We start from the raw sequence: 23,470 nt of genomic DNA on the forward strand, positions 1-23,470 counted from the left end.
CTGTAAAGATTTTCTCTAAAGTTTTGTGAGAGGTTTTATAGCACAACAAACTTTATGTTTTACTTTAAAATCTAACTTCTGACAATTTCTATCCCATCAAATAATTATTATCAAACTTATTTATTCGTTTTCCTTATTATCTTTGGATAAAGAAATGTTTCTTATCAACCAACTATTTTATGAAATTGAACAAACTGTCATTTATTTTATTTGTAGGTACTTTTATCACTTTAAATTCTTGTAAGAAAAATCAAGAAAAAATATTAGAAACAAGACCAAATGTTATTGTAATTCTTGCAGATGACATGGGGTATTCAGATATTGGAAGTTATGGAAGTGAAATTGAAACACCTAATTTAGATGCTTTGGCAAATAACGGAATTAGATATACACAATTTTATAATACATCTAGATGCTGTCCAACAAGAGCTTCTTTATTAACAGGTTTGTATCCACATCAAACAGGTTTGGGTTGGATGACAAAAGTTGATTTAGGGAAACCTGGATACACAGCAGAATTAAATAAGAATTGTGTAACCATTGGAGAAGCATTGCAAAATGCTGGTTATTCTACCTATATTTCTGGAAAATGGCATGTAAATAAAGATGATGAAAGTGCCCAAGATAACCCAAACCATAATTGGCCTTTACAAAGAGGTTTTGATGGTTTTTTTGGGATTTTAAAAGGGGCTTCAGATTATTTTAATCCTGATAATCTATATAATGGAAATACACACATTCTGCCCCAAAAAGATTTTTATTTTACAGATGCTGTAAATGATGCTTCTGCTAATTTTATAGAAAAACATGTAGCAGAAAAAGACAATCCATTTTTTATGTATGTGGCACATATTGCTCCACATTGGCCAATTCAAGCAAAGCCAGAAGACATCAAAAAGTATCAAGGAAAATATATGCAAGGCTGGGATGTTTTACGAAAAAGGCGTTTTGATAAAATGAAAAAGTTGGGAATTATTCCTGCAAGTGCCATACTTTCTAAAAAAGATGCAGACATTCCAGATTGGGATTCGCTTTCTGAAGAAGAAAAAATAGAAATGGATAAAAGAATGGCTATTTACGCAGCTCAAATAGATTGTATGGATCAAGGAATTGGACGTATTATTTCAACCTTAAAAAAACACAATCAATTAGAGAATACCTTAATTCTTTTTCTTTCTGATAATGGAGGTTGCTTGCAACCAATTTCTAGAGGAGAAAGTAAAGAATTAGCAGATTTAGGAACCAAAAAATCTTTTGAAAGTTATGGGAAACCTTGGGCAAACGTGAGCAATACACCCTTTAGAAATTATAAAAAATGGGAACATGAAGGAGGTGTTTCTACACCATTAATTGCTCATTGGCCAAAAGGCATCAAAGAAAAAGGAACTTTAAAAACTCAAATGGGGCATGTAATTGATTTTATGCCAACTATTTTAGAAGTTGCAGATGCAGAATATCCAAAAACATACAAAGAAAACAAAATTACTCCTTTGGAAGGAGAAAGTTTAGTTGTTACTTTTAATGAAGACAAAACACATGACAGAGCTATTTATTTTGAACACACAGGAGCAAGAGGAATGCGTGATGGAAATTGGAAATTAGTTTCTTTAAATATGCAAAAATTCCCCTATTATAAAGATTGGGAATTGTATAATTTGAAAGAAGACAGGTCTGAAACGAATAATTTAGCAACAAAATATCCAGAAAAAGTAAGAGAACTAAATGATAAATGGTATGCTTGGGCAAAAAGAACCAATGTACTTCCTTTAGATGGTAGAGGATGGTATCAAAAAATTAATTTCCCAGATAAAGTACAACAACTAGAAAGTAAGTAGAGTATTGTAACAAAATAAAATATAAATCGTCTTATTTATACAACCAACTAAATTGTATATGAGTTTCTTTAGAGTATTATTTGCTATTATATTTCCTCCACTGTCTGTTATAGATAAAGGATGTGGATCTTTCTTTATTATTTTTTTATTAACGCTTTGTGGCTGGATTCCTGGAGTTATAGGAGCTTTAGTTATTCTGAATAATCCTAAGAATTAGTGTTTCTTGCAAAGTTGTAAAGAAGCAATGTTTTTTTGTTTGTAATAGTTTCAAATTTTCAAAGTTGAGATTTCTCCACAAGGTCGAAATGACATTCGTTAGAGTTTTTCAATTTTGCTAACAGCTAACAGCTAACAGCTAAATTCTAACTAACCTGCTCTCCATTCTTAATCTTATCAGAAGCTTGTAATAAAACCACATTTCCATCAGAATCATAAACACCTAAAACTAAAACTTCACTTTTAAAATTTGCAATTTGTCTTGGATTAAAGTTAATAATAGCAGAAACTTGTTTATGAAGCAACTCTTCTTTTGTATATAAATCTGTGATTTGAGCACTCGATTTTTTTATTCCTAAATCGCCAAAATCTATAGTTAATTGATAGGCTGGTTTTCTAGCTTTCGGAAAATCGTTTACTTCTATGATTGTTCCTATTCTTATATCAACTTTCAAAAAGTCGTCAAAAGTTATTTCTGGTTTCATATTTATTTCCAACCTTTTCTTATCATTAACTGTTCAATATGTGCATAATGATGTTGACAATGCCATTCGTAAATTCCAATATTTTCTTTTAAACTCACTTTCTCATTTCCATCAGGATGAATAAAAGTTTTATCTAATTGTTCATCAGATAAACCTCTTAAAAAATACACCCATTTAGAGTGGAGAGCTTTTAAGGCATCAATAGATAAAAAAATTGGCGCAGATTTAGAATCGTGTAATTCTGCCCAACGTTCTTCATAATATGCTTTAATTACAGGTTTATCTTCAGTTAAAGCCCATTTAAAACGAGTGTAAGAATTATGATGGCTATCATAACAGTGGTGAATTACTTGTCTAATTGTCCAACCATTTTCTCTGTAAGGTGTGTCTAATTGATTTTCAGACAATTCTCTTACTAAATACTCCAATTCTTGCGGAAATCGTTCTAAAACAGAAATCCATTGTTCAATATCTTTTTTAGTAATATTTTCTGGAATAGTAGCTTTTCCAATGGGGTATTTTAATTCCTCTAAAGTCATTATTTTTTAGTAATTTTTTTTATAAAACGTTTAGAACTTCTGTTTTCTGGATTAATTGCTAACGATTTTTTAAAATTAGCAATGGCATTTACAGTATCTTTCTTTAAATAGTAAGCTTCTCCTAAACTATTAAAAACATTTGAACTTTTTGGATATAAAACAGCATTTATTTTAAAAATTTCTATGGCTGAATCAAAATCGTCATTTCTAATGTATCTGTAACCCATTCTATTAATATTTCTTTCTTTAACTACTGGATTTAAAGAGTCTTTTTGCTGAATTTTTTGGTAGGCAGCCAAGGCTTTATCAAAATCTTTATTATTAAAATATTCAATTGGCGTTTTTTCTCCTTTTTCTAATTTTCTAAAATGATATTTTACATCTTTATGCTCTCTTTTTGGAGCTAATTGAATGTGCATTTCTGGTTTGCTAACAAACATCATTTTTTCATTCAACTCTTTCATGTAAAAAGAACTGTCATTCACTTTTAGCAATTCTATATCATCATTTCCTCTCCATTTTGCGTGTAAAATAGCATCTTTGTAATAGATTTCTATCACTTCATTGGCATTGAATAAATACCTGCCTTCTGTATTTTTAATAAAGTCCTCAGTGTTTTTTTGCGATGTACAACTAGCTAATAATAAAAGTAGAAATAAAGGATATAGAAATTTTTTCATAATAGGTTGGATAAAATTGATTCTCTATTTTAGACGACTAATTTATGGGTTTTGTTACAAAAAAATTAGTTGAATTTAAACTATTCTTAAATACTAAGGTCAAAGATTAAATTAGATTTTATGAAATTATCCTCATTTGTAATTCCTTTTCTTTGTGTTTTGTTCTTTAACTGTAGTTCTCCTTCTGTAAGCATAGAAGACGATATAGATACAGTAAATACTCCAACAAGTGCTAGTAAACCTAACATTATTTTAATCATTGCAGATGATGTAAGCAAAGATGCTATACCAAATTATTCAGAAGGAAGTACAAAAGCAAATATGCCAAATTTACAGTCTTTAATGAGTGCTGGGATTACCTTTGATAATGTTTGGACTTACTCTGTGTGTTCTCCAACAAGAGCCTCTATAATTACTGGTAAATATGGAATTAAAAATGGAGTTGTTAAGGTTAATGATCAAATGCCTACTTCGCAAACCTCTTTACAAAAATACATTTCAGACAATACAAATAATGGGTATGCAAGTGCAATTTTTGGGAAATGGCATTTAACGAATAATACCAATGATGCTTTAACAATGGGAGTTGATCATTTTGCAGGAATTAAAAGTGGAGGTGTACAAGATTACTACAATTGGGATTTAATTACTAATGGAACAACGACAAATTCCACTGAATATATTACAACAAAACTAACCAATGATGCTATAGCTTGGGTTGATACGCAGACAAAACCGTTTTTCTTATGGATGGCATATACTGCACCTCATACACCTTTTCATTTAGCTCCATCCAGTTTACATTTTCAAGGAAATTTAGCTAATGATGCTGCTACAATAGATGCAAATCCTTTGCCATATTACATATCTGCTTTAGAGGCTTTAGATTCAGAAATGGGTAGATTACTAAATAGTTTACCAACAGAAATAAGAGCAAATACAATCATTATTTTTATTGGTGATAATGGAGCCCCAAATCAAGTGGCCCAATCTCCTTACAACAGAAGAACAGTTAAAAACAGCTTGTATCAAGGAGGAGTTAATGTGCCAATGGTAGTTTCTGGAGTTGGAGTAAACAGAATGGGAGTTAGAGAAGCTGCATTGATTAATGCTACTGATTTATACAGCACAATTGGAAATATAGTCGGAATTTCTAACACAGAAATTCATAACAGTAAGAGTTTTTATAACTTGCTAACGGATGCAAATGCTACAAAAAGAGATTATGTTTATTCAGAAAAAGAAGATGCATATACCATTAGAAATGCAAATTACAAATACATAAAATTTGATAATGGTTCAGAAGAGTTGTACAAATTATCAACAGATGCATACGAAAAATCAAATTTAATAGGCACGACTTTATCTGCTGAAGCTATTGCAAATAAAGCAGCTTTAATTACAGAAGCAAATAGTATTCGTAATTAATAAATTTGCGATTTTCCCTTTTTTATAGGTTTAGATAATCACTCTAACTCTTGTGGAGAAAACTTTTTAAATTATATTTTTGAAGTTATTTCCTACTTTTTAAACTTGCTTTTTCTTGAGATAAATTTAGTTCAGGCTCTCAAAAAGAGCTTAAAAATTAAGCCTGCTTTGAGCGGATTATAAAAATTCAATCAAGGCTCAATTAAAACAATTTTATTCTTAATTTTCGGATTAAAGAGGTTTTTTTAGTTTTCAAATAATCTTATCTTTATGCAAAATCTAATCAACCTTAATTATGAAATATATTAAACTTCTTGCAATTACATTGGTAGTAGTGTCTTGTAAAGAAACCAAACAAATAGAAGATTTAAACACCAAAGCAAAGCGTATTCATGAAAAAGTAATGACTTTAGATACGCATGTAGATATTAATGTTGCCAATTTTACAGATAGTATTAATTATACACAAAAATTAAGCAACCAAGTTAATTTACCAAATATGGAAGAAGGTGGTTTAGATGTCGCCTTTTTTATTGTATACACAGGTCAAGGAGATTTAACAGAAGAAGGTTATGACAAAGCGTATAAAAACGCAATGAGCAAGTTTAAGGCTATTCATAAACTTACAAAAGATATTGCTCCCAATAGAATTGGTTTGGCTGTTACTTCTGAAGAAGCAAGAAAAATATATGCATCAGGAAAAAAAGTAGCAATGATTGGGGTAGAAAATGCATATCCTTTAGGAACAGATATTTCTAGAGTAAAACAGTTTTACGATTTAGGAGCAAGATATATGAGTCTTTCTCATAATGGACATAGTCAGTTTTGTGATTCTAATACAGGAGAAAAAGATAACGTTTGGTTGCATAATGGAGTAAGTGATTTAGGAAAAGAAGTCATTAAAGAAATGAACAAATGGGGGATAATGATTGATGTTTCTCATCCATCAAAAAAAGCCATGAAAGATATGATAGCACTTTCTAAAGCACCAATTATAGCTTCACATTCTTCTGCAAGAGCATTATGTAATCATAGTAGAAATTTAGATGATGAGCAATTACAATGGATGAAAGAAAATGGTGGAGTTGTACAAACAGTCGCTTTTAGCTCTTATGTAAATACAGAAAAACATAATGCTTACAATAAAGCTTTGTCAGAAAAAATAAAAGAATTAGCAAAAAAAGATAGTTTAGTAATAAAATCTTGGGCAGAAGTAAGAGAGTTAGAACAAAATGATAGAGATGCTTATATTTCTTCTTACAGAAAATTACAAAAAAAAGCTAAAACCTTAGTTGCAGATGTAGCACCTGTAAATGTTGCTGATTTTGTGGATCACATAGATTATTTGATAAAAAAAATAGGGATTAATCATGTAGGAATAAGTTCTGATTTTGATGGAGGAGGAGGAGTAGAAGGTTGGAATGATGCTTCTGAAACCTTAAATGTTACTAAAGAATTGGTAAAAAGAGGATATACAGAAACGCAAATTGCTCAACTATGGAATGGTAATTTATTACGTGTTTTAGATGAAGTTGAAAAAATTGCACAAGAAATTCAATCTAAATCATAAAAGAAATAAAGTTTTAGAAACTAAAAAACCATCTCACAAGAGATGGTTTTTTTAACTAACTAATTCAAATAATTTACACAATGAAGAGGTTTACTACGTCTCTTCAAATTATATTTAGCAATCAGTGTGCCAAAAAATATTTGAATTTATATTTTTAATTTTTTTAACAAAATTTTTACAAATCTTGAGCATGCTTATGCGCTTTATAAGAAGAACGAACTAAAGCACCACTTTCTACATACATAAAACCCATTTCCAAACCTATGGTTTCATATTTTTTAAATTGGTCTGGAGTGATAAACTCTTTTACAGGTAAATGTTGTTTAGTAGGTTGTAAGTATTGACCAATCGTAATAATATCACAATTTACTTCACGTAAATCTTTCATGGTTTGTATCACTTCTTCTTCGGTTTCACCCAAACCTAGCATCAAACCAGTTTTGGTTCGCATTCCGTTTTCTTTTAAGTATTTTAAAACCCCTAAACTTCTATCATATTTTGCTTGAATTCTAACTTCACGAGTTAATCTTCTAACAGTTTCCATATTATGAGAAACTACTTCTGGATGCACTTCTATAATTCTGTCTATTTGTTTGGTGTTTCCTTGAAAATCTGGTATTAAAGTTTCTAAGGTTGTAGTTGGGTTTGCTCTACGAATGGCATCCACAGTTTCTGCCCAAATTATAGAACCACCATCTTTTAAATCGTCTCTATCTACAGAGGTAATTACAGCATGTTTTATGCTCATAATTTTTATAGAACGTGCCACTTTTTCTGGCTCATCCCATTCTACAGTTTCTGGTCTTCCAGTTTTTACACCACAAAAACCACAAGAACGTGTACAAATGTTTCCAAGAATCATAAATGTAGCAGTTCCTTCTCCCCAACATTCACCCATATTTGGGCAACTTCCACTTGTACAAATAGTGTTTAATTTATACTTATCTACCAAACCTCTTAGTTCTGTATATTTTTTACCAACAGGTAATTTTACACGCAACCATTTGGGTTTTTTAGGTCTTTCAGGAAGAATAACAGAGTCTACAGCCATTTACGTTCTTTATTAAAGTGCAAAGATACGAAGTAAAAAACAGAAAAGAAAAGTTAAAAGTTACAGTATTCTGCCAGTTTTCTTTTCCAACGATAAGTTTTTTCTATGGAAGTTATTTTAGCTTTCTTCTCTTCTTCTGATAAATTTTTTGAAGCAAGAATTTCTTTCTTTTCATACTCTAATTTTTTTAATAATATAGATTGAAAGTTATCTTTTCCTGATGCTTGAATTTGATTTGTAAACATTTATGTGATTTTAATATATTAAAATAATCTTTATTTTTTTTAAAATTAGGCAACAGTTAAAAACCAAATACTAAATCCAATTAAAAACACAATTCCAACTACACTTAAAATTCTTAAATAAATTCCTGGTTGATGTTCTTTTGGAGTATGTTTTCCAGTGATGAGTTTATAATTTAAAATTGCGTAAAAAGGAGCTGTTAAAAAAGATAAAATTGTTGCAATTTTTACCAACAATCCCATATTATCCAAAAAATATTTTAAAATTAAAAAAGTACCTGCGAATAAAAAAAGTATCCAAAACCAGTATCCAAATTTTAATTCTTTATTCAATAAGATTTTTGTAGTTCTATTCATGGCTCTTGGTGAAGCATCCATAGTTGTAATAGTTGTACTAAACATTGTTGTAAATGCAGCAATAGTAATAAATATATATGAAAATTCACCTAAATTTTTGGTATATAAATTAATAAGTTGTTGTGCAAAAACACCTCCTTTATTTGAGAATGTTTCTCCAGATTTGTACATCACCAAAGCACCTAAAAGCACAAAACAAATTCCTAAAAAAAGTGTTCCTATGTATCCAATATTAAAATCGAAAATAGCATCTTTTGGTTTGGTTTTTACAACTGTTGTTTTGTCTTTTTCTACAGACCAAATAGAATGCCAGATCGAAACATCTAGAGGAGCAGGCATCCAACCTAAAAAAGCAATTAAAAAAGTAATTTCTACAGTTCCAGATGGTAAAATTTGTGTGACATCAAAAGCTTCTTTTGTACTAAAAAGTGCGACTAAAACTGCAATTATGGTGCTAATTGTTAAGATTACAATAATGTATTTCATTAAGTTATCTAATAACTTATATTTTCCGACAACCAAAAAAAGCAAACTAACAAAAAGTAAAATAGTGGCCCATAAAACCAAATCATTTGTAAAACCAAATAATTGTGAAGCCAGCCCAGCAGTTACAATAGTTACAGCTGCTTGAATGGTAAACATGGTCGCAAAATTAATGATATAATAAGCGATTAAAACGCCTTTCCCTAATTTTCGATATCCATCTAATAAAGTTTCTCCAGTTGCAGTTGCATAACGTGGGCCAAATTGAAAAAAAGGATATTTAAAAAGATGTACCAATAATAAAGCCCATAACAAACCAAAACCAAATTCTGCACCAGCTTTTGTAGACTGTACCAAATGCGAAACCCCAATTGCTGCTCCTGCAAATAGTAAACCTGGACCTATAGATTGTAAAAAGGATTTTTTCATTTTAAGACCTCTTAATAATTTCTGCCAACAACTTTTTAGCACGTAACAATTTTACTTTTACGTTATTCATTGGTTCTTTTATTTGATCAGAAATTTCTTTGTAACTCAATTCTTGGAAGTAACGCAACTGAATGACTTCTTGGTATTTAGGTTTTAACTGTTTAATATCTCTTAACAGTTTTGCTAAATTTTGTTCTGTAATAATTTTGTCTTCTGGAGTAGGACTTTCATCAACCACTAAATAGGCTTTTTCTTCTTGTTCTTTAGAAGTATCTGTAGCAATAGAAACCTTTTTTTTACGTAATAAATCAATATGAACATTTTTAGAAATGGTAATTAACCAAGTCTTAAAAACGTATTTATCTTCATAAGAATTAATTTTATCAAAAGCTTTAGAAAATGTTTGAATGGAAATATCCTCAGCATCATTTTCGCTTTTTGTACGTTTTAATTGATAATTATAAACGTCTCCCCAAAAAGTATCTAACAAATATCTAAATGCAGATTGATTGCCATTTTTGGCTTTAGAAATCTGTATTTCGAGGTTTTTATTGTTTATTTCCAATGATTTGGTTTTGACCACAAATTAGTAATAAAAATTGAAAACTGAAATAGTAGTAGCCCAATTTCTAAAAAAGGAAGGAAATAAGAGATTTGTGGTTCTTTTAATTTTTTTGCTGAAAAGCCAATAACAATAAACTGAATCAAATAATAGGTTAGAAATAGTGGTAAAATAATTTTCCAAGACTCAAAGAAAAATAGTAAAGTTCCCAAAAGATAAAAAAACACTTTAGAGATAAAGAATAAACCTAAAAAGAACTGATGCTGAGTTTTATAATGATTTGCTGTAGAAATATGTCTTCTTTTTTGGCGAAACCAAGCTGTAAATGATTTTGGTGCTAAAGATTCAGTAAAACTTTTTTCAGAAGTACAAATAGTTGTATTTTCTTTATTTGCAGCATCTTGTATAAACAAATCATCATCACCAGATTTAATATGTATATGGTTTATAAAACCTTTTACATTAAAAAACTCTTCTTTTTGGTAAGCTAAATTTCGACCAACTGCCATGTATGGAGCACCCATTTTGGCATAACTAAAATATTGAATAGCAGTTAGTAAAGTTTCAAATCTAACAAATAAATTAACAAGCGATTTTTCTTGCTTGTATTTTCCATAACCTAAAACTATGGTTTTTTCTTTGGTAAATTTTTGACTCATTTCTGCAATCCAATACTTAGAAAGTGGTTTGCAATCTGCATCTGTAAACAGTAAATGCTCGTGGTTTGCAGCTTTAATTCCTAAAGTAAGTGCATATTTTTTATTTCCCCAAAAAGCTTCAATATTTTCTACATCTATAATTTTAATGTTCTGATGATCTTTTTTAAAAGACTCCATTACTTCTAGAGTTGCATCAGAAGAAGCATCATTTATCAAAACTATCTCAAAATCAGTATATTTCTGATTGATGATTGAGGGTAAGAAATTCTTTAGATTTTTAGCTTCATTTTTGGCACAAATAATTACAGAAATAGGAGTTCCTGTAGCTTTTTTTAGTCTTTTATCTTTTTGATTTTCAAGTAAAAAAGTAGAAAAAACAAGGTAGTAAATAATCTGAATTACTGTAAATACTACAAAAGCGTAGAAAAGCACAGATAATATCATTTTTTAAAAGAAAATATTATTTATGTTGAGGTTCTGCACAAGAATCAAATTGATCTGGTGTTTTTCCACAAAAACCACAAGACTCTCCAGTTTCATTTAACATAGGGTTCTGACTTGCGCAAGTTCCTGCAAATTTACCATCTTTTTTTGCCCAAATTTTTATCGCAATTCCAGCAACTCCAAGAGCTAATAAACCTAAAGTAAGTAGTAATAACTTCATAAAAAACAATTATAACACAAAGATACATATTCTAATTGTCAACTTAAAAAAACTAGTAATAATATTAAAGTGTGTTCTATAATTTTTAAGCAATTTTAAATAATATATTTTTTTTTAAAACTATTTCGTTTTTCTCGGGTCAAATTAAATGTAAATTAATAAACTTATAAAATGAAAAATCAATTAATTAGAAATTTAGCAATTTTATTTATTGCTTCAGGAGTGTTTTACGGATGCAGTTCATCATCTAATGAAGAAGAAGAACCAACTACAGGAACATTGCACAATGCTTTTGCAGAATTTGATGCAACAGAAACAGATATTTATCTATCTGGAAGTAATGTAGTAATAGAAACTACTGGATTACCAAATCATACAACTCCATATTGGAGCACAAGCCATCCATTATATGTAGCTCCTACAGTAACAAGTTCTGGGCAAATGACACCAACTAGAATTGATACTTCTGGAAGAGATAATTCTTCTTCTTTAACAGTTTCTGCAAACCCAAGTGTAGCAAGTTCTACATCTAATACTCAATTAGGAGCTATTGGTATTGCAGTAAGTGGTGCTTATATTTATAACGATCAAGAAGGTAATGGACAGTTAGATGCAGCTGCAGGAAGTTTAGATTATTCAGGAGGTCATATTGGACCTTCAAATTACCATTATCATTTAGAACCTTTAGCTTTTTCTGATGATGATGACAAATTAAATGGTATTATTTCTGACGGATTTTTTATTTATGGAAGAAAATGTAATTCTACTGGCACTTATCCAACAGATTTAGATGCTTCAGGAGGACATACAAGTACAACACAACATACAACAACAGCTGAATATCATTATCATATTATTAACGAATTATACTCAAATACAGGCAGGTACATTGTCTTTGCAGGACCATATAAAGGAACTCCGAATGCGATTAATTAATTATATTTTTTTATTTTTTTTACTTGTTTTTGGTAGTTGTAATAATACTGCCAAAAGTAAGTTTATAGCTTCTGAAAAAAAGATACATGATATAAGTATAATAAAAGAGGAAGTGAAACTAAATCCTTTAAAAGGGCAGTGGTTTTATAAGGGTAAACCATTTAATGGATTTGCTGTTAATTATTACGAAAACCAAGTTCTATCAGAAAAAATAGGTTTTTTTAATGGGAAAAGAGAGGGCAAAGCCTTTAAATATTTTAAAGATGGTTCTGTAAAATATGAAGCAAACTACGTTAACAATAAGTTGCATGGTGTAAAATTGAATTATTTTAAAAACGGAAACATTTTCTCTGAATCTAATTACGTGAATGGTAAAAGACATGGACTTCAAAAAACTTGGTATATTGATGGTCAGTTGGCAAAAAAGAAAAATTTAAGTGAAGGTAAAGAAAAAGGATTACAACAGGCTTGGTTAGCAAATGGAACAATCTATGTAAATTACGAAGCAAAAAATGGACGTATTTTTGGTATGAATCGTGCAAATTTATGTTATAAATTAAAAAAAGAACAAGTTCAATATGAAAGTAAATAGTTTTTTGTTAGGATTTATTTTTCTTTTTTTAAGCTGTAAAAATTCAGCAAAAAAAGAAGAAACAAGTAGAGTAGACGCTTTACCTTATTTTAATGAAGCCTCTTTTACTCCAAAATGGGTTCATCCTAAAAGTGATGAACTTAAAAGTTTTCATAAAATTCCAGATTTTAATTTAATAAATCAAAATGGAGAAAAAGTAACTCAAAAAACTTTTGAAAATAAAATATATATAGCAGATTTTTTCTTTACCTCTTGCCCAGGAATTTGCCCAATGATGACAGCAAATATGTATAAATTGCAAGAAGAATTTAAAAATGATACTAATGTTTTATTGCTTTCGCATTCTGTTACACCTGTAAAAGATTCAGTTTCTAAATTAAAAGAATATGCTGTAGAAAATGGAATTATTGATGCAAAATGGCATTTAGTTACAGGAGATAGAAAAGAAATTTATGATTTAGGAAGACAATCTTATTTTGTAGAAGAAAACTTAGGAGAACCATTGGGGATTGATGATTTTTTACACACAGAGAATTTTGTTTTAATTGATAAGAAAAAACATATTAGAGGTATTTATAATGGGTTAAATAGAGCTTCAATTGCTCAATTAATTATTGATATAAAATCTCTACAAAAAGAAATTTAAAGTTAATTTAGCTGTTATTTAAGCCTTTCGTCTTCGCTCAAGACAGGCTTTGTCTAAAATCTATGTAATTGATTTTGAATAAATAAGATTTCTCCATTACAGTTGAAATGACAAACTTTAATACTTTTAAGACAGCCTCCTTTTTATACAATCACATTTACTTCAATTTCTAAAGAAATACGAAATTTTTTTAAAATCGTTTTTTGAATTTTTTTCGCTAATAGGTAGATTTCTTCACCAGAAGCGTTTCCATAATTTACCAAAACCAAAGCTTGCTTTTTATGCACACCAGCATCACCAAAACGTTTTCCTTTATAACCACTTTGTTCTATTAACCAACCAGCAGGAATTTTGTAGGTAATGTTTCCTTGAACGCAGTCCAAAGGTTTTATTTCGTAAAATGGGATATTTGGATATTTTTTTTGAAGTTCTAAAAACTGTTCTTTTAAAATTACAGGGTTTTTAAAAAAACTACCACTATTACCAATTTCTTTTGGATCTGGTAATTTTGACTTTCTAATGGCAATTACTGCATCAGAAATATCTTTTAAGCTCGGATTTTTGATGTTTTTAGATGCTAATTCAGTTTCAATGGCACCATAAGAAGTATTTAAATTATGGCTGTTTTTTGTTAGTTGAAAACTTACAGAAGTAATAATGTATTTGTCTTTTACTTCATTTTTAAAAATTGAATTTCGATATCCGAAACTACATTCAGAATTTGAAAAAGTAACTCTTTTACCAGTTTCAATTTCAATGGCTTCCACTTTTGTAATTGTATCTTTTACTTCAACTCCATAAGCACCAATATTCTGTATTGGGCAAGTACCAACATTTCCAGGAATTAGTGATAAATTTTCTAATCCACCATAATTTTGAGCAATACACCACAAAACAAATTCATGCCAATTTTCGCCAGCATTTACAGTTAAGTAAATATCATTATGATTTTCTCTATCAATAGAAATTCCTTTGATATCAATATGAACGACAAGTTTTTCAATATCTTTAGTAAGCAACATATTGCTTCCGCCAGAAATTAAAAAAAGTTCTTTTTCTGTTTTTAAAAGTTGTTGTAATTGATATACAGAATCAACAGAAACAAAACGTTTTGCAAGCACATCAATACTAAAAGTATTGTAGTTTTTAAGTGATATGTTTTGTTGGATGTTCAACTAATTGGGATACTGTTTCAAAGCTTCTGCTAAAATTTCTACAGACTTAATTAAGTCTTGTTTATTTAAAACATAGGCCATTCTTATTTGGTTTTTACCTTCTCCTTCTGTAGAATAAAATCCGCTTGCAGGTGCAACCATTACAGTTTCATTATGATGATGAAATTTTTCTAATATCCATTGTGCAAAATCATCAGAATCTTTAACAGGTAGTTCAGCCACACAGTAAAATGCACCTTTTGGATTGGCAACTTTTACACCATCAATTTTTTGTAGTTCAGTAATTAAAGTATTTCTTCTTTCTACATATTCTTCTTTTACATCATCAAAATAACTTTGTGGTGTTTCTAAAGCAGCTTCGCTTGCAATTAATGCATACGTAGGTGGGCTTAATCTTGCTTGTGCAAATTTAATTGTAGTATTTATAAACTCTTCGTTTTTAGAAGCAATACAACCAATTCTTGCTCCACACATACTATATCTTTTTGATACAGAATCAATAACAATGGCATTTTGGTCTAAACCTTCTAAAGACAAAACAGAAGTGTGTTGCAAACCATCATAAGTAAACTCACGATAAACTTCATCTGCAATTAAAAATAAATCGTGTTTTAAAACAATTTTTTTTAATTTTTCAATTTCCTCTTTAGAGTATAAATATCCTGTTGGATTTCCAGGATTACAAATTAAAATTGCTTTGGTTTTTTTAGTGATAAGTTGCTCAAAATCTTCAATTTTTGGAAGTGCAAAATTATCTTCAATTTTAGAAATTACAGGAACAACTTTAACTCCAGAAGCAGTAGAAAATCCGTTATAATTTGCATAAAAAGGCTCAGGAATTATAATTTCATCACCAGGATCTGTAATGCTACCAATAGTAAATAATAAAGCTTCAGAACCACCTGTAGTTACTACAATGTTGTTAGCAGAAACATTTATATTATGTTGTTTATAATAGTTTGCAAGTTTTTCTCTATACTCTTCAGCACCTTCAGAACGAGCATAAGCCAAAGTCTTTATTGTATTATTTTTTACAGCATCTAGAGCAACTTGTGGTGTTTTTATATCTGGTTGCCCAATATTTAAATGATACACTTTGGTTCCTCTTTTTTTTGCATCCTCAGCAAAAGGTACCAATTTACGAATTGGTGATGAAGGCATTTGAATTCCCTTTTTAGATATTGAAGGCATAATAATATTTTAAGTATTTAGCGATACAAATTTGCAAAATATATTTTATTTATCACATTTTATTGTAGAAACTTTAAAGGTTAAATATTTGCTAAAATTAATTGTATAAAAAGTTAGATTTGTATCTTCATACTAAATAAATTTTTTCTTTTGATTTTTAAACCATTATTATATTTTTTTCTATTTTTTGTCTGCTTGACAACCTACTCTCAATCAGGTTTTAATTTTTTAGACGCTTCTAAAAAGAAGCAAATGGTTAAGTTTCAAAAAGTAAATAACCTAATTGTGATACCTTTAGAAATTAATGGAAAAAAACTTTCTTTTATTTTAGATACTGGAGTAAATAAAACCATACTTTTTAATTTAGAAAAGAACGATAGTTTACAACTTTTAAATACCAAGAATATACAACTTAGAGGTTTAGGAAAAGGAGAGTCTGTAAATGCTATTATCTCAAAAAAAAATAGGATTCAATTAAAAGGTTTACTAAACAAAAACGAAACTATTTATGTTGTTTTAAAAGACTTTTTTGACTTATCTGGTAAAATGGGTAGAACAATTCACGGAATTATTGGATATAGTGTGTTTAAAAATTTTATTGTAAAGGTAAATTATCAAACTAAAAGGTTAATTTTTTACAACCCCAAATACTACACTTATAGGAAATGTAAAAAATGTTTTACAACACCATTAAGTTTTTTTCAAAACAAACCTTTTATAAAAGCAAAAGCAGTTTTAGACACTGTAAATAATACAGTTACAGATGTTAACATGCTAATAGATAGTGGTGGTAGTGATGCATTGTGGTTGTTCGAAAAATCTAAAAAAGAGATAAAAACCCCCATAAATTATTTTAATGATATTTTAGGTGAAGGTTTAAGTGGAACTATTTATGGAAACAGAAGCAGAATCCCTAAATTTATCTTAGGTAATTTTGAAATTAAGCAGCCTACAGTTTCTTTTTTAGACTCTACATCCACAACAAATGCAAGGAAATTTAAAGGTAGAAATGGTAGTATTGGTGGGGGTATTTTAAGTAGATTTTTAGTTTGGATAGATTATCCAAATAAAAAAATAACTTTTAAGAAAAACGGATCTTTTAAAAAACGGTTTAATTACAACATGAGTGGTTTAGATGTTGTTTACAGTGGTAAAGAAATTGTAAGAGAAAAAATAACACAAAGTTTTAATAGTGATTATAACCAAAGTTTAAGTGATAACAATACCATATCATTTGTTTCAAGTTATAAATATAGATTTAAACCCTCTTATAAAATTAAGAGAGTGGTTAAAAATTCTTCTGCAGATAAAGCAGGATTAAAAGTAAATGATAAAATTATAAGTTTAAATGGTAAAGCTATTCATAACTTTACTTTGGCAGATATAATTTATAGATTCCAAGAAAAAGACGGAAAAAAAATAAAACTCTACATAGATAGAAATGGAAAAAAAATGAAATTTACTTTTAAGCTAGAAAAGAAAATTTAACTATCAGAGAGCAAACTTTTTTCTTTTAATAAAGAAATTCCACGATCTACAAAACCTTTAATTTTAATTACTTTCCTTGGGTTTTTAGCGTTGGAAAAAATAGTAATAGACTTAGAAAAACCTCCTGGCCTTTTTGTATCATAAGAAACTTTAATCTCACCTTTTTCTCCAGGCATAATAGGTTTTTCTGGCTTTTTAGGCACAGTACAACCACAAGAAGACTGAATATTTTTTATAATTAATGGTTTATCGCCAATATTTGTAAATACAAAAGTGCGTTCTCCATTATCACCTTTAGCAATTTTACCATAGTTAATAGTTTCTTTTTCAAATTTAAACTCTTGAGCTGATAAAGAAAAGTGAACAATTCCTATAAATAGTAAAGTAAATAGCGTTTTCATTTTATTTGCTGATATATCCTTTAATTTTAATTTTTTTTCTTTTATTTTTTGCATTCGAAAAAATAATAATTTCTTTTGAAAAACCGCCAGTTTTAGAAGTATCATAAGACACAGTTATTGTTGCTTTTTCTCCAGGCATTATAGGTCTTTCAGGTTTTTTAGGAACTGTACAATCGCAAGAGGTTTTAATTTCTTTTATAATTAATGGCGCATTTCCAATATTTGTAAACTTAAAAAGACGATTTCCATCATCACCTTTTTTAATTTTACCATAGTTAATAGTTTCTTTTTCAAATTTAAATTCTTGTGCAGAAATTGCAATAGAAAAGAAGAATACTATAATAAAGACAGATGCTTTTTGCATATTACAAATTTACAATTTTAAAATGATAAAATAATCAACGTCTAATTTTCTCTAGAAAAAAGAGAATTGTATTTTTGCCAACTATATATCAAAAAGGATACCAAAAGCATGACAATTCCATCTAAATATGATTCAAAGCAAGTAGAAGATAAATGGTATGATTACTGGATGAAAAATAATTATTTTCATTCAACACCAGATGAAAGAGAGCCATATACCATTGTAATTCCTCCTCCAAATGTTACTGGAGTTTTACATATGGGGCACATGCTAAACAACACCATTCAAGATGTTTTAATAAGACGTGCTCGTTTATTAGGTAAAAATGCTTGTTGGGTTCCTGGAACAGATCACGCATCTATTGCTACTGAAGCTAAAGTTGTTGCCAAATTAAAGGAACAAGGAATTAAGAAAAGCGATTTAACTCGTGAAGAGTTTTTACAGCATGCTTTTGATTGGAAAGATGAATATGGAGGTATTATTTTAGAGCAATTAAAAAAGTTAGGTGCTTCTTGTGATTGGGAAAGAACTGCTTTTACAATGGATCCAGAAATGTCTGAATCTGTAATTAAAGTTTTTGTTGATTTGTATAACAAAGGTTTGATTTACAGAGGTTATAGAATGGTAAACTGGGATCCAGAAGCAAAAACTACTTTGTCTGATGAAGAAGTAATTCACGAAGAAAGACAAGGAAACTTATATTATTTAAAATATAAAATCTTATCCCCAACCCTTTCCGAAGGAAAAGGGACTGAGCAAAAAGTTATTCATAACAGTGATAGTTCCTCTCCTTTGGAGAGGTTAGGAGAGGATGAGTATTTGGTTATTGCAACTACAAGACCAGAAACTATTTTTGGAGATACTGCAATTTGTATCAACCCTAATGATGAACGTTTTTCACATTTAAAAGGAAAAAAAGCAATTGTTCCTTTATGTGGAAGAATTATTCCGATTATTGAGGATGAATATGTAGATTTAGAATTTGGAACTGGTTGTTTAAAAGTAACGCCTGCTCATGATGAGAATGATAAAAATTTAGGAGATAAACATAATCTAGAAGTTATCGATATTTTTAATGATGATGCTTCTTTAAATTCTTTTGGATTACATTATCAAGGAAAAGATAGGTTTGTAGTTCGTAAAGAAATTGCTAAAGAACTTGAGGAAAAAGGTATTTTAGTAAAAACGGAAGTCCATACCAATAAAGTAGGAACTTCAGAAAGAACAAAAGCAGTGATAGAACCAAGATTATCAGATCAATGGTTTTTAAAGATGAAAGATTTAGCTACACCTGCTATAAATGCTGTTTTAGGAAAAGATAAAGAAATCAATTTATATCCAAAAAAATTCGAAAATACGTATCGTCATTGGATGGAAAATGTGCGTGATTGGAACATTTCTCGTCAACTTTGGTGGGGACAACAAATTCCAGCTTATTATTATGGTGATGGTAAAGAAGATTTTGTAGTTGCAGAAACTAAAGAAGAAGCTTTTGAATTGGCAAAAAAGAAATTAGCTGTCTCTTCGAGCGCAGTCGAGAAGTCATTTAAGATTGAAGATTTAAGACAAGATGAAGACGCTCTTGATACTTGGTTCTCTTCTTGGTTATGGCCAATGTCAGTTTTTGATGGAATTAGAAACCCAGAAAACGAAGAAATAAAATACTATTATCCAACAAACGATTTAGTTACAGGGCCAGATATTTTATTCTTTTGGGTAGCAAGAATGATTGTTGCTGGTTATGAATATAAAGATGAAAAACCTTTTAAAAATGTTTATTTAACAGGTTTAGTTAGAGACAAGCAAAGACGTAAAATGTCTAAACAGCTTGGAAATTCTCCAGATGCTTTAAAATTAATTGAAGAATATGGAGCAGATGGAGTAAGAGTTGGTTTGTTATTGAGTTCTGCTGCTGGAAACGACTTGATGTTTGATGAAGATTTATGTCAGCAAGGAAAAGGATTTGCTAACAAAATTTGGAATGCTTTTAGATTGATAAAAGGTTGGGAAGTTGATGCAACTTTACAACAACCAGAAACAGCCAAAATTGGCTTGGCTTGGTATGAAGCAAAGTTTCAAAAAGCATTAACAGAAATAGAAGATCATTTTTCTAAATATCGTTTATCTGATGCTTTGATGGCAATTTATAAACTAATCATGGACGATTTTTCTTCTTGGTTATTAGAGATTGTAAAACCAGGGTATCAACAACCTATTGATAAAACTACGTTTGATGCTATTATTGGAGTTTTAGAAAATAACTTAAAAGTATTGCATCCATTTATGCCTTTTTTAACAGAAGAAATTTGGCAGCATATTACAAAAAGAACACCTGAAGAAGCTTTAATTATTGCAAAATATCCAGAATTAAAAGATTTTGATGCTGATATTATTACAGATTTTGAATTTGCAACAGGTGTCGTTTCTGGAATTAGAACCATCAGAAAAGAAAAGAATATTTCTTTTAAAGATGCTATTGAACTTTTTGTTGTTGATAATGATAAAAAATCAAAACAATTTGATGTTGTTATACAGAAACTAACAAATACATCAACCATAAATTATGTTTTAGAAAAAGTAGAAGGCGCATCTTTTAGAGTAAAATCGAATGAATATTTTGTGCCAATTTCTGCAGCAAATATCGATGTTGAAGCAGAAATAAAGAAACTAGAAGCAGAATTAAAAAGAGCAGAAGGTTTCTTATTTGGTATCACAAAAAAATTATCAAACGAACGTTTTGTTTCTAATGCTCCAGAACAAGTAATTGCTTTAGAACGTAAAAAAGAGGCAGATACCATTGCTAAAATTGAAACAATTAAATCTAGTTTAACTAGTTTACAATAAAAAAAAGGCTGTCTTAAAAGTATTTAAGAATGTCAAACTGAGCCTTTCGTCTTCGCTCAAGACAGGTTTTGTAGAAGTTTTATAACATACTGGTTATTAGTTGTATTTAAACAATCTCAATATGAAAAATAAATTTTTTTTTTGATTTTTCAGACAGTCTCTTTGGTTTTTATGAGGTTGCTAAAACTTTATCATGGTTTTTATAGAATTGCATAATTACAAAAGCACCAATAACGGAAGAAGCCATTCCTTCTATCAATAAAGTTATAAAAACTTCTGCTAAAGTTATTTTTCCACCAATTAAAAAAGAATTGTCCATTACTAATAAAAAGTCTGGGTTTATAAATTCTATATAACCCACAACACCTATAATAGATAATATTACAGCCAATGCAGAGGTTTGTATTCCTATTCCTAAATTTGTTGTATAATTAGTGTCTCTATTTTTATAAATATTTGTTTTTATAGCTTGACGTATACCAATAGCAACAAATAATAAATTCATAAACCTTAAATATGGGTTTTCCTCTAATCCAAAAAATTTACAGATAAAGAAAAAACCTCCAATTAAAAAGGTAATAAGTAATGCGTATTTAATAATAATATTTACTTGATTCATTTTTGTTTAGTTTATTAGGTTATTAGTTAAACAAAAATAGTAATTTTATATTTTATTTTTCTTAAAGAAACTTTAAAACTCTAAACGTCAGTATTTAAATGTAATTTTTAAGTAAAAACAATTATTTCCATTTTTATAAAATTTTACTATAATTTACTTAGTAGCATATAAATTCTTATATTTATTAACAGAATAAGTTTTAATACATTAAAAAAAATAGATTGATTATGAAAAGAATTTTTTTACCACTATTGTTTCTATTATTATTAACTACTTGTGTATCAAAGAAAAAATATGCAGCATTAGAAACTAAATATAAAGATACAAAAGGAAATCTTCAAAAATTAGAATTAAAATTTGCTGAAATTGATAGAAGAGTAGCTGCCTATAATGAAAAAATTAGTTCTTTAAAAGAAAACAAAAATAGTGTTACTATAGAAGAAGAAAAAGCCCTAAAATATGATGTAAAAGATGGTGTGCCTGTACTTTCTAAAAAAGGAAGAAAACTTATGGATGAAACTATTGCAAAAATAGATCCTAAAAGAATGGCAAAAGCAAAAACGTTTAAAGACACTTTAAATTTAGTGGTGGCTTACAACGTTTTTAAAAAGACATTTGTTGCTAATGAACTTCAAAATTCTGATGATATAAATATTAACATAGAACAAACTGTGGTAATGATTTCTGTTTCTGATAAGCTTTTATTTAATAAAGGTAGTTATAAAGTAAGAAAAGAAGCCTATACCTTAATTACAAAGCTGGCAGATATTATAGAGTCTGAACCAAGTTTAGATGTAATGATAGAAGGTCATACAGATTCTCAAACCATTAATAACCAAAGTGTACAAGACAATTGGGATTTAAGTGTAAAAAGAGCTACATCTATTGTTAGGCTTTTACAAAATAAATTTAAAATTGATGGGAGCAGATTAATTGCTTCTGGTAGAGGAGATACAATGCCATTATACCCAAATACTAATAGCGAAAACAGAGCAAAAAATAGAAGAACAAGAATTGTAATTTTACCAAACTTAGATAAATTCTTTGCTTTATTAACAGAAGAAGGTGTTATAAAAAAATAGTGATATTGATAGTTGTTTGAAGTTTAAAAAAATGACAATTACCTTCTAAATAATGTTTATTTAATATAAAGATAAGATTCATAAGATAGTTCATTACGCCTCATAAAAGTGACTTTAAAACCCTTACTATCATTCTTTAAGGTTAAAAAATTATTGTTTATTTCATAATGAGTGGCGTTTGCTAGAGCATCAAAATAATGATCTTCAAATTTTACGGCTTCATCATTGCAATCTACCAAAAACCTAAAGAAATTTGAGGTATCTATTGTAGAGTCTAGCTCAGAAAAGCTGAATTTTCCTTCAAAATTGTTTATACCACCATGACCACCAAAGTTATAGTATTTTTTATCGTTTTTATATTTTGTATTCCCTAAAACCAAAAAAGGGGGATTGTTGCGACAAGGAAAACATATATTTTTTGATTTTAAATATATATTATTAGGAGCTTTAATATCTACAACTAACCATTCTCCTACTAAATTTGGTTTTATACTTTCATCTTTAAAAGTATAAATTCCTTCGTTTATTTTAACTTCATTTAAAACAAAAAGAGAATCAACATTAAAAAAGCCATCGTATTCAATAGTTAAAGCACAATTTTTATTAATTGTGTTTATTTTGTCTAAACTTTTTTGTTCTACCTTATATTTTTTAGCTTTAAAAAAATCACTATGAATATTAGTTAAATAATAATCAAAATATAAACTATCTGAGAATGTAATTTCATTACCAGATAAGATAGCAAAGCCAGCTTTTGGTTTAGCAAGAAAATTATCTTTTTGTGAACAAGAACAGATAGTAATAACAAAACTTAAAAAAATAAATAGTTTTTTCATAATTGTAATTTTACTAAAAGTACAAAAAAAAATGAAAATTAATATATGATTAAGTATATAATTTGTTAAGAATGAGTCATTTTATTGATAACTTCT

The 23,470-nt window shown here is 28.9% G+C and carries 25 protein-coding genes; 10 read left to right on the forward strand and 15 right to left on the reverse strand.

The window, feature by feature from the left end:
* Positions 1-179: 179 nt before the first annotated feature.
* Entirely contained in the window at positions 180-1,835 is a 1,656-nt protein-coding gene (locus ACY2RW_RS03825; RefSeq protein WP_490121375.1) for an arylsulfatase, read from the forward strand.
* 58 nt (positions 1,836-1,893) lie between these two features.
* Positions 1,894-2,052, forward strand: a complete 159-nt coding sequence (locus ACY2RW_RS03830; RefSeq protein WP_076686390.1) for a YqaE/Pmp3 family membrane protein — start codon at positions 1,894-1,896, stop codon at positions 2,050-2,052.
* Positions 2,053-2,197: 145 nt separating this feature from the next.
* Here ACY2RW_RS03830 and ACY2RW_RS03835 read toward each other — a convergent pair whose 3' ends face one another.
* The 3 genes from ACY2RW_RS03835 to ACY2RW_RS03845 are packed head-to-tail and all read right to left on the reverse strand — an operon-like array spanning position 2,198 to position 3,755.
* Positions 2,198-2,536, reverse strand: coding sequence for a tRNA-binding protein (locus ACY2RW_RS03835; protein ID WP_490121376.1), 339 nt, complete (start codon positions 2,534-2,536; stop codon positions 2,198-2,200).
* A 2-nt stretch (positions 2,537-2,538) separates the two neighbouring features.
* Entirely contained in the window at positions 2,539-3,075 is a 537-nt protein-coding gene (locus ACY2RW_RS03840; RefSeq protein ID WP_490121377.1) for a YfiT family bacillithiol transferase, read from the reverse strand.
* On the reverse strand, positions 3,075-3,755 hold the full coding sequence (locus ACY2RW_RS03845) for a tetratricopeptide repeat protein (RefSeq protein WP_490121378.1): 681 nt from the start codon (positions 3,753-3,755) through the stop codon (positions 3,075-3,077). Before ACY2RW_RS03845 ends, ACY2RW_RS03840 begins: the two co-directional genes overlap by 1 nt.
* Before the next feature lie 120 nt (positions 3,756-3,875).
* Between ACY2RW_RS03845 and ACY2RW_RS03850 the strand changes: the two genes are divergently transcribed.
* Entirely contained in the window at positions 3,876-5,183 is a 1,308-nt protein-coding gene (locus ACY2RW_RS03850) for a sulfatase-like hydrolase/transferase (RefSeq protein ID WP_490121379.1), read from the forward strand.
* A gap of 295 nt (positions 5,184-5,478) precedes the next feature.
* Positions 5,479-6,753 (forward strand): dipeptidase, encoded by a 1,275-nt coding sequence (locus ACY2RW_RS03855; RefSeq protein ID WP_490121380.1) that lies wholly within the window; start codon positions 5,479-5,481, stop codon positions 6,751-6,753.
* Between the two features lie 175 nt (positions 6,754-6,928).
* Here the strand turns inward: ACY2RW_RS03855 and lipA are convergent, their stop codons facing one another.
* From lipA to ACY2RW_RS03885, 6 genes are read right to left on the reverse strand one after another with little or no spacing between them, the layout of a single operon-like run.
* The gene (gene lipA, locus ACY2RW_RS03860; RefSeq protein WP_490121381.1) at positions 6,929-7,804 is read right to left on the reverse strand and encodes a lipoyl synthase; all 876 of its coding nucleotides are present in this window, start codon (positions 7,802-7,804) and stop codon (positions 6,929-6,931) included.
* A 53-nt stretch (positions 7,805-7,857) separates the two neighbouring features.
* Complete coding sequence (locus ACY2RW_RS03865) at positions 7,858-8,049, reverse strand: hypothetical protein (RefSeq protein ID WP_490121382.1); 192 nt, start codon at positions 8,047-8,049, stop codon at positions 7,858-7,860.
* Between the two features lie 45 nt (positions 8,050-8,094).
* A complete protein-coding gene (locus tag ACY2RW_RS03870) occupies positions 8,095-9,315 on the reverse strand; it encodes an Nramp family divalent metal transporter (protein WP_490121383.1) in 1,221 nt (406 codons plus the stop codon).
* Between the two features lies 1 nt (position 9,316).
* Entirely contained in the window at positions 9,317-9,880 is a 564-nt protein-coding gene (locus tag ACY2RW_RS03875; RefSeq protein ID WP_490121384.1) for an RNA polymerase sigma factor, read from the reverse strand.
* Positions 9,871-10,980, reverse strand: a complete 1,110-nt coding sequence (locus ACY2RW_RS03880) for a glycosyltransferase (RefSeq protein ID WP_490121385.1) — start codon at positions 10,978-10,980, stop codon at positions 9,871-9,873. The genes ACY2RW_RS03875 and ACY2RW_RS03880 overlap by 10 nt, the downstream gene beginning before the upstream one ends.
* A gap of 16 nt (positions 10,981-10,996) precedes the next feature.
* The gene (locus ACY2RW_RS03885; RefSeq protein WP_490121386.1) at positions 10,997-11,200 is read right to left on the reverse strand and encodes a membrane or secreted protein; all 204 of its coding nucleotides are present in this window, start codon (positions 11,198-11,200) and stop codon (positions 10,997-10,999) included.
* A 171-nt stretch (positions 11,201-11,371) separates the two neighbouring features.
* On the opposite strand from ACY2RW_RS03885, the gene ACY2RW_RS03890 reads away from it, so the two are divergent.
* Genes ACY2RW_RS03890 through ACY2RW_RS03900 form a run of 3 tightly spaced genes read left to right on the forward strand, consistent with a single transcriptional unit; the run spans position 11,372 to position 13,374 of the window.
* The gene (locus ACY2RW_RS03890) at positions 11,372-12,136 is read left to right on the forward strand and encodes a YHYH protein (protein WP_490121387.1); all 765 of its coding nucleotides are present in this window, start codon (positions 11,372-11,374) and stop codon (positions 12,134-12,136) included.
* Positions 12,123-12,728 carry a toxin-antitoxin system YwqK family antitoxin gene (locus ACY2RW_RS03895; RefSeq protein ID WP_490121388.1) on the forward strand — a complete coding sequence of 202 codons (606 nt, stop codon included), beginning with the start codon at positions 12,123-12,125 and terminating at the stop codon, positions 12,726-12,728. The genes ACY2RW_RS03890 and ACY2RW_RS03895 overlap by 14 nt, the downstream gene beginning before the upstream one ends.
* Complete coding sequence (locus ACY2RW_RS03900) at positions 12,715-13,374, forward strand: SCO family protein (RefSeq protein WP_490121389.1); 660 nt, start codon at positions 12,715-12,717, stop codon at positions 13,372-13,374. The genes ACY2RW_RS03895 and ACY2RW_RS03900 overlap by 14 nt, the downstream gene beginning before the upstream one ends.
* Before the next feature lie 143 nt (positions 13,375-13,517).
* Here ACY2RW_RS03900 and murB read toward each other — a convergent pair whose 3' ends face one another.
* A complete protein-coding gene (murB, locus tag ACY2RW_RS03905; RefSeq protein WP_490121390.1) occupies positions 13,518-14,549 on the reverse strand; it encodes a UDP-N-acetylmuramate dehydrogenase in 1,032 nt (343 codons plus the stop codon).
* Positions 14,550-15,740, reverse strand: a complete 1,191-nt coding sequence (locus ACY2RW_RS03910; protein ID WP_490121391.1) for a pyridoxal phosphate-dependent aminotransferase — start codon at positions 15,738-15,740, stop codon at positions 14,550-14,552.
* A 252-nt stretch (positions 15,741-15,992) separates the two neighbouring features.
* Between ACY2RW_RS03910 and ACY2RW_RS03915 the strand changes: the two genes are divergently transcribed.
* On the forward strand, positions 15,993-17,228 hold the full coding sequence (locus tag ACY2RW_RS03915) for a retropepsin-like aspartic protease (protein WP_490121392.1): 1,236 nt from the start codon (positions 15,993-15,995) through the stop codon (positions 17,226-17,228).
* On the opposite strand, the gene ACY2RW_RS03920 is transcribed toward ACY2RW_RS03915, so the two are convergent.
* Both ACY2RW_RS03920 and ACY2RW_RS03925 read right to left on the reverse strand, forming a co-directional pair.
* Complete coding sequence (locus ACY2RW_RS03920; RefSeq protein WP_490121393.1) at positions 17,225-17,629, reverse strand: DUF1573 domain-containing protein; 405 nt, start codon at positions 17,627-17,629, stop codon at positions 17,225-17,227. The genes ACY2RW_RS03915 and ACY2RW_RS03920 overlap by 4 nt on opposite strands.
* Position 17,630: 1 nt before the next feature.
* Entirely contained in the window at positions 17,631-17,993 is a 363-nt protein-coding gene (locus ACY2RW_RS03925) for a DUF1573 domain-containing protein (protein ID WP_490121394.1), read from the reverse strand.
* A 108-nt stretch (positions 17,994-18,101) separates the two neighbouring features.
* Here ACY2RW_RS03925 and ACY2RW_RS03930 point away from each other — a divergent pair, with 108 nt between their 5' ends.
* Entirely contained in the window at positions 18,102-20,837 is a 2,736-nt protein-coding gene (locus tag ACY2RW_RS03930; RefSeq protein ID WP_490121395.1) for a valine--tRNA ligase, read from the forward strand.
* A gap of 169 nt (positions 20,838-21,006) precedes the next feature.
* On the opposite strand, the gene ACY2RW_RS03935 is transcribed toward ACY2RW_RS03930, so the two are convergent.
* Complete coding sequence (locus ACY2RW_RS03935) at positions 21,007-21,456, reverse strand: hypothetical protein (RefSeq protein ID WP_490121396.1); 450 nt, start codon at positions 21,454-21,456, stop codon at positions 21,007-21,009.
* Between the two features lie 227 nt (positions 21,457-21,683).
* Here ACY2RW_RS03935 and ACY2RW_RS03940 point away from each other — a divergent pair, with 227 nt between their 5' ends.
* On the forward strand, positions 21,684-22,538 hold the full coding sequence (locus tag ACY2RW_RS03940; RefSeq protein WP_490121397.1) for an OmpA/MotB family protein: 855 nt from the start codon (positions 21,684-21,686) through the stop codon (positions 22,536-22,538).
* A gap of 56 nt (positions 22,539-22,594) precedes the next feature.
* Here the strand turns inward: ACY2RW_RS03940 and ACY2RW_RS03945 are convergent, their stop codons facing one another.
* Positions 22,595-23,374 carry an META domain-containing protein gene (locus tag ACY2RW_RS03945; protein ID WP_490121398.1) on the reverse strand — a complete coding sequence of 260 codons (780 nt, stop codon included), beginning with the start codon at positions 23,372-23,374 and terminating at the stop codon, positions 22,595-22,597.
* Positions 23,375-23,470: the final 96 nt, after the last annotated feature.

This window comes from Polaribacter sp. 2305UL8-11, assembly GCF_058147165.1.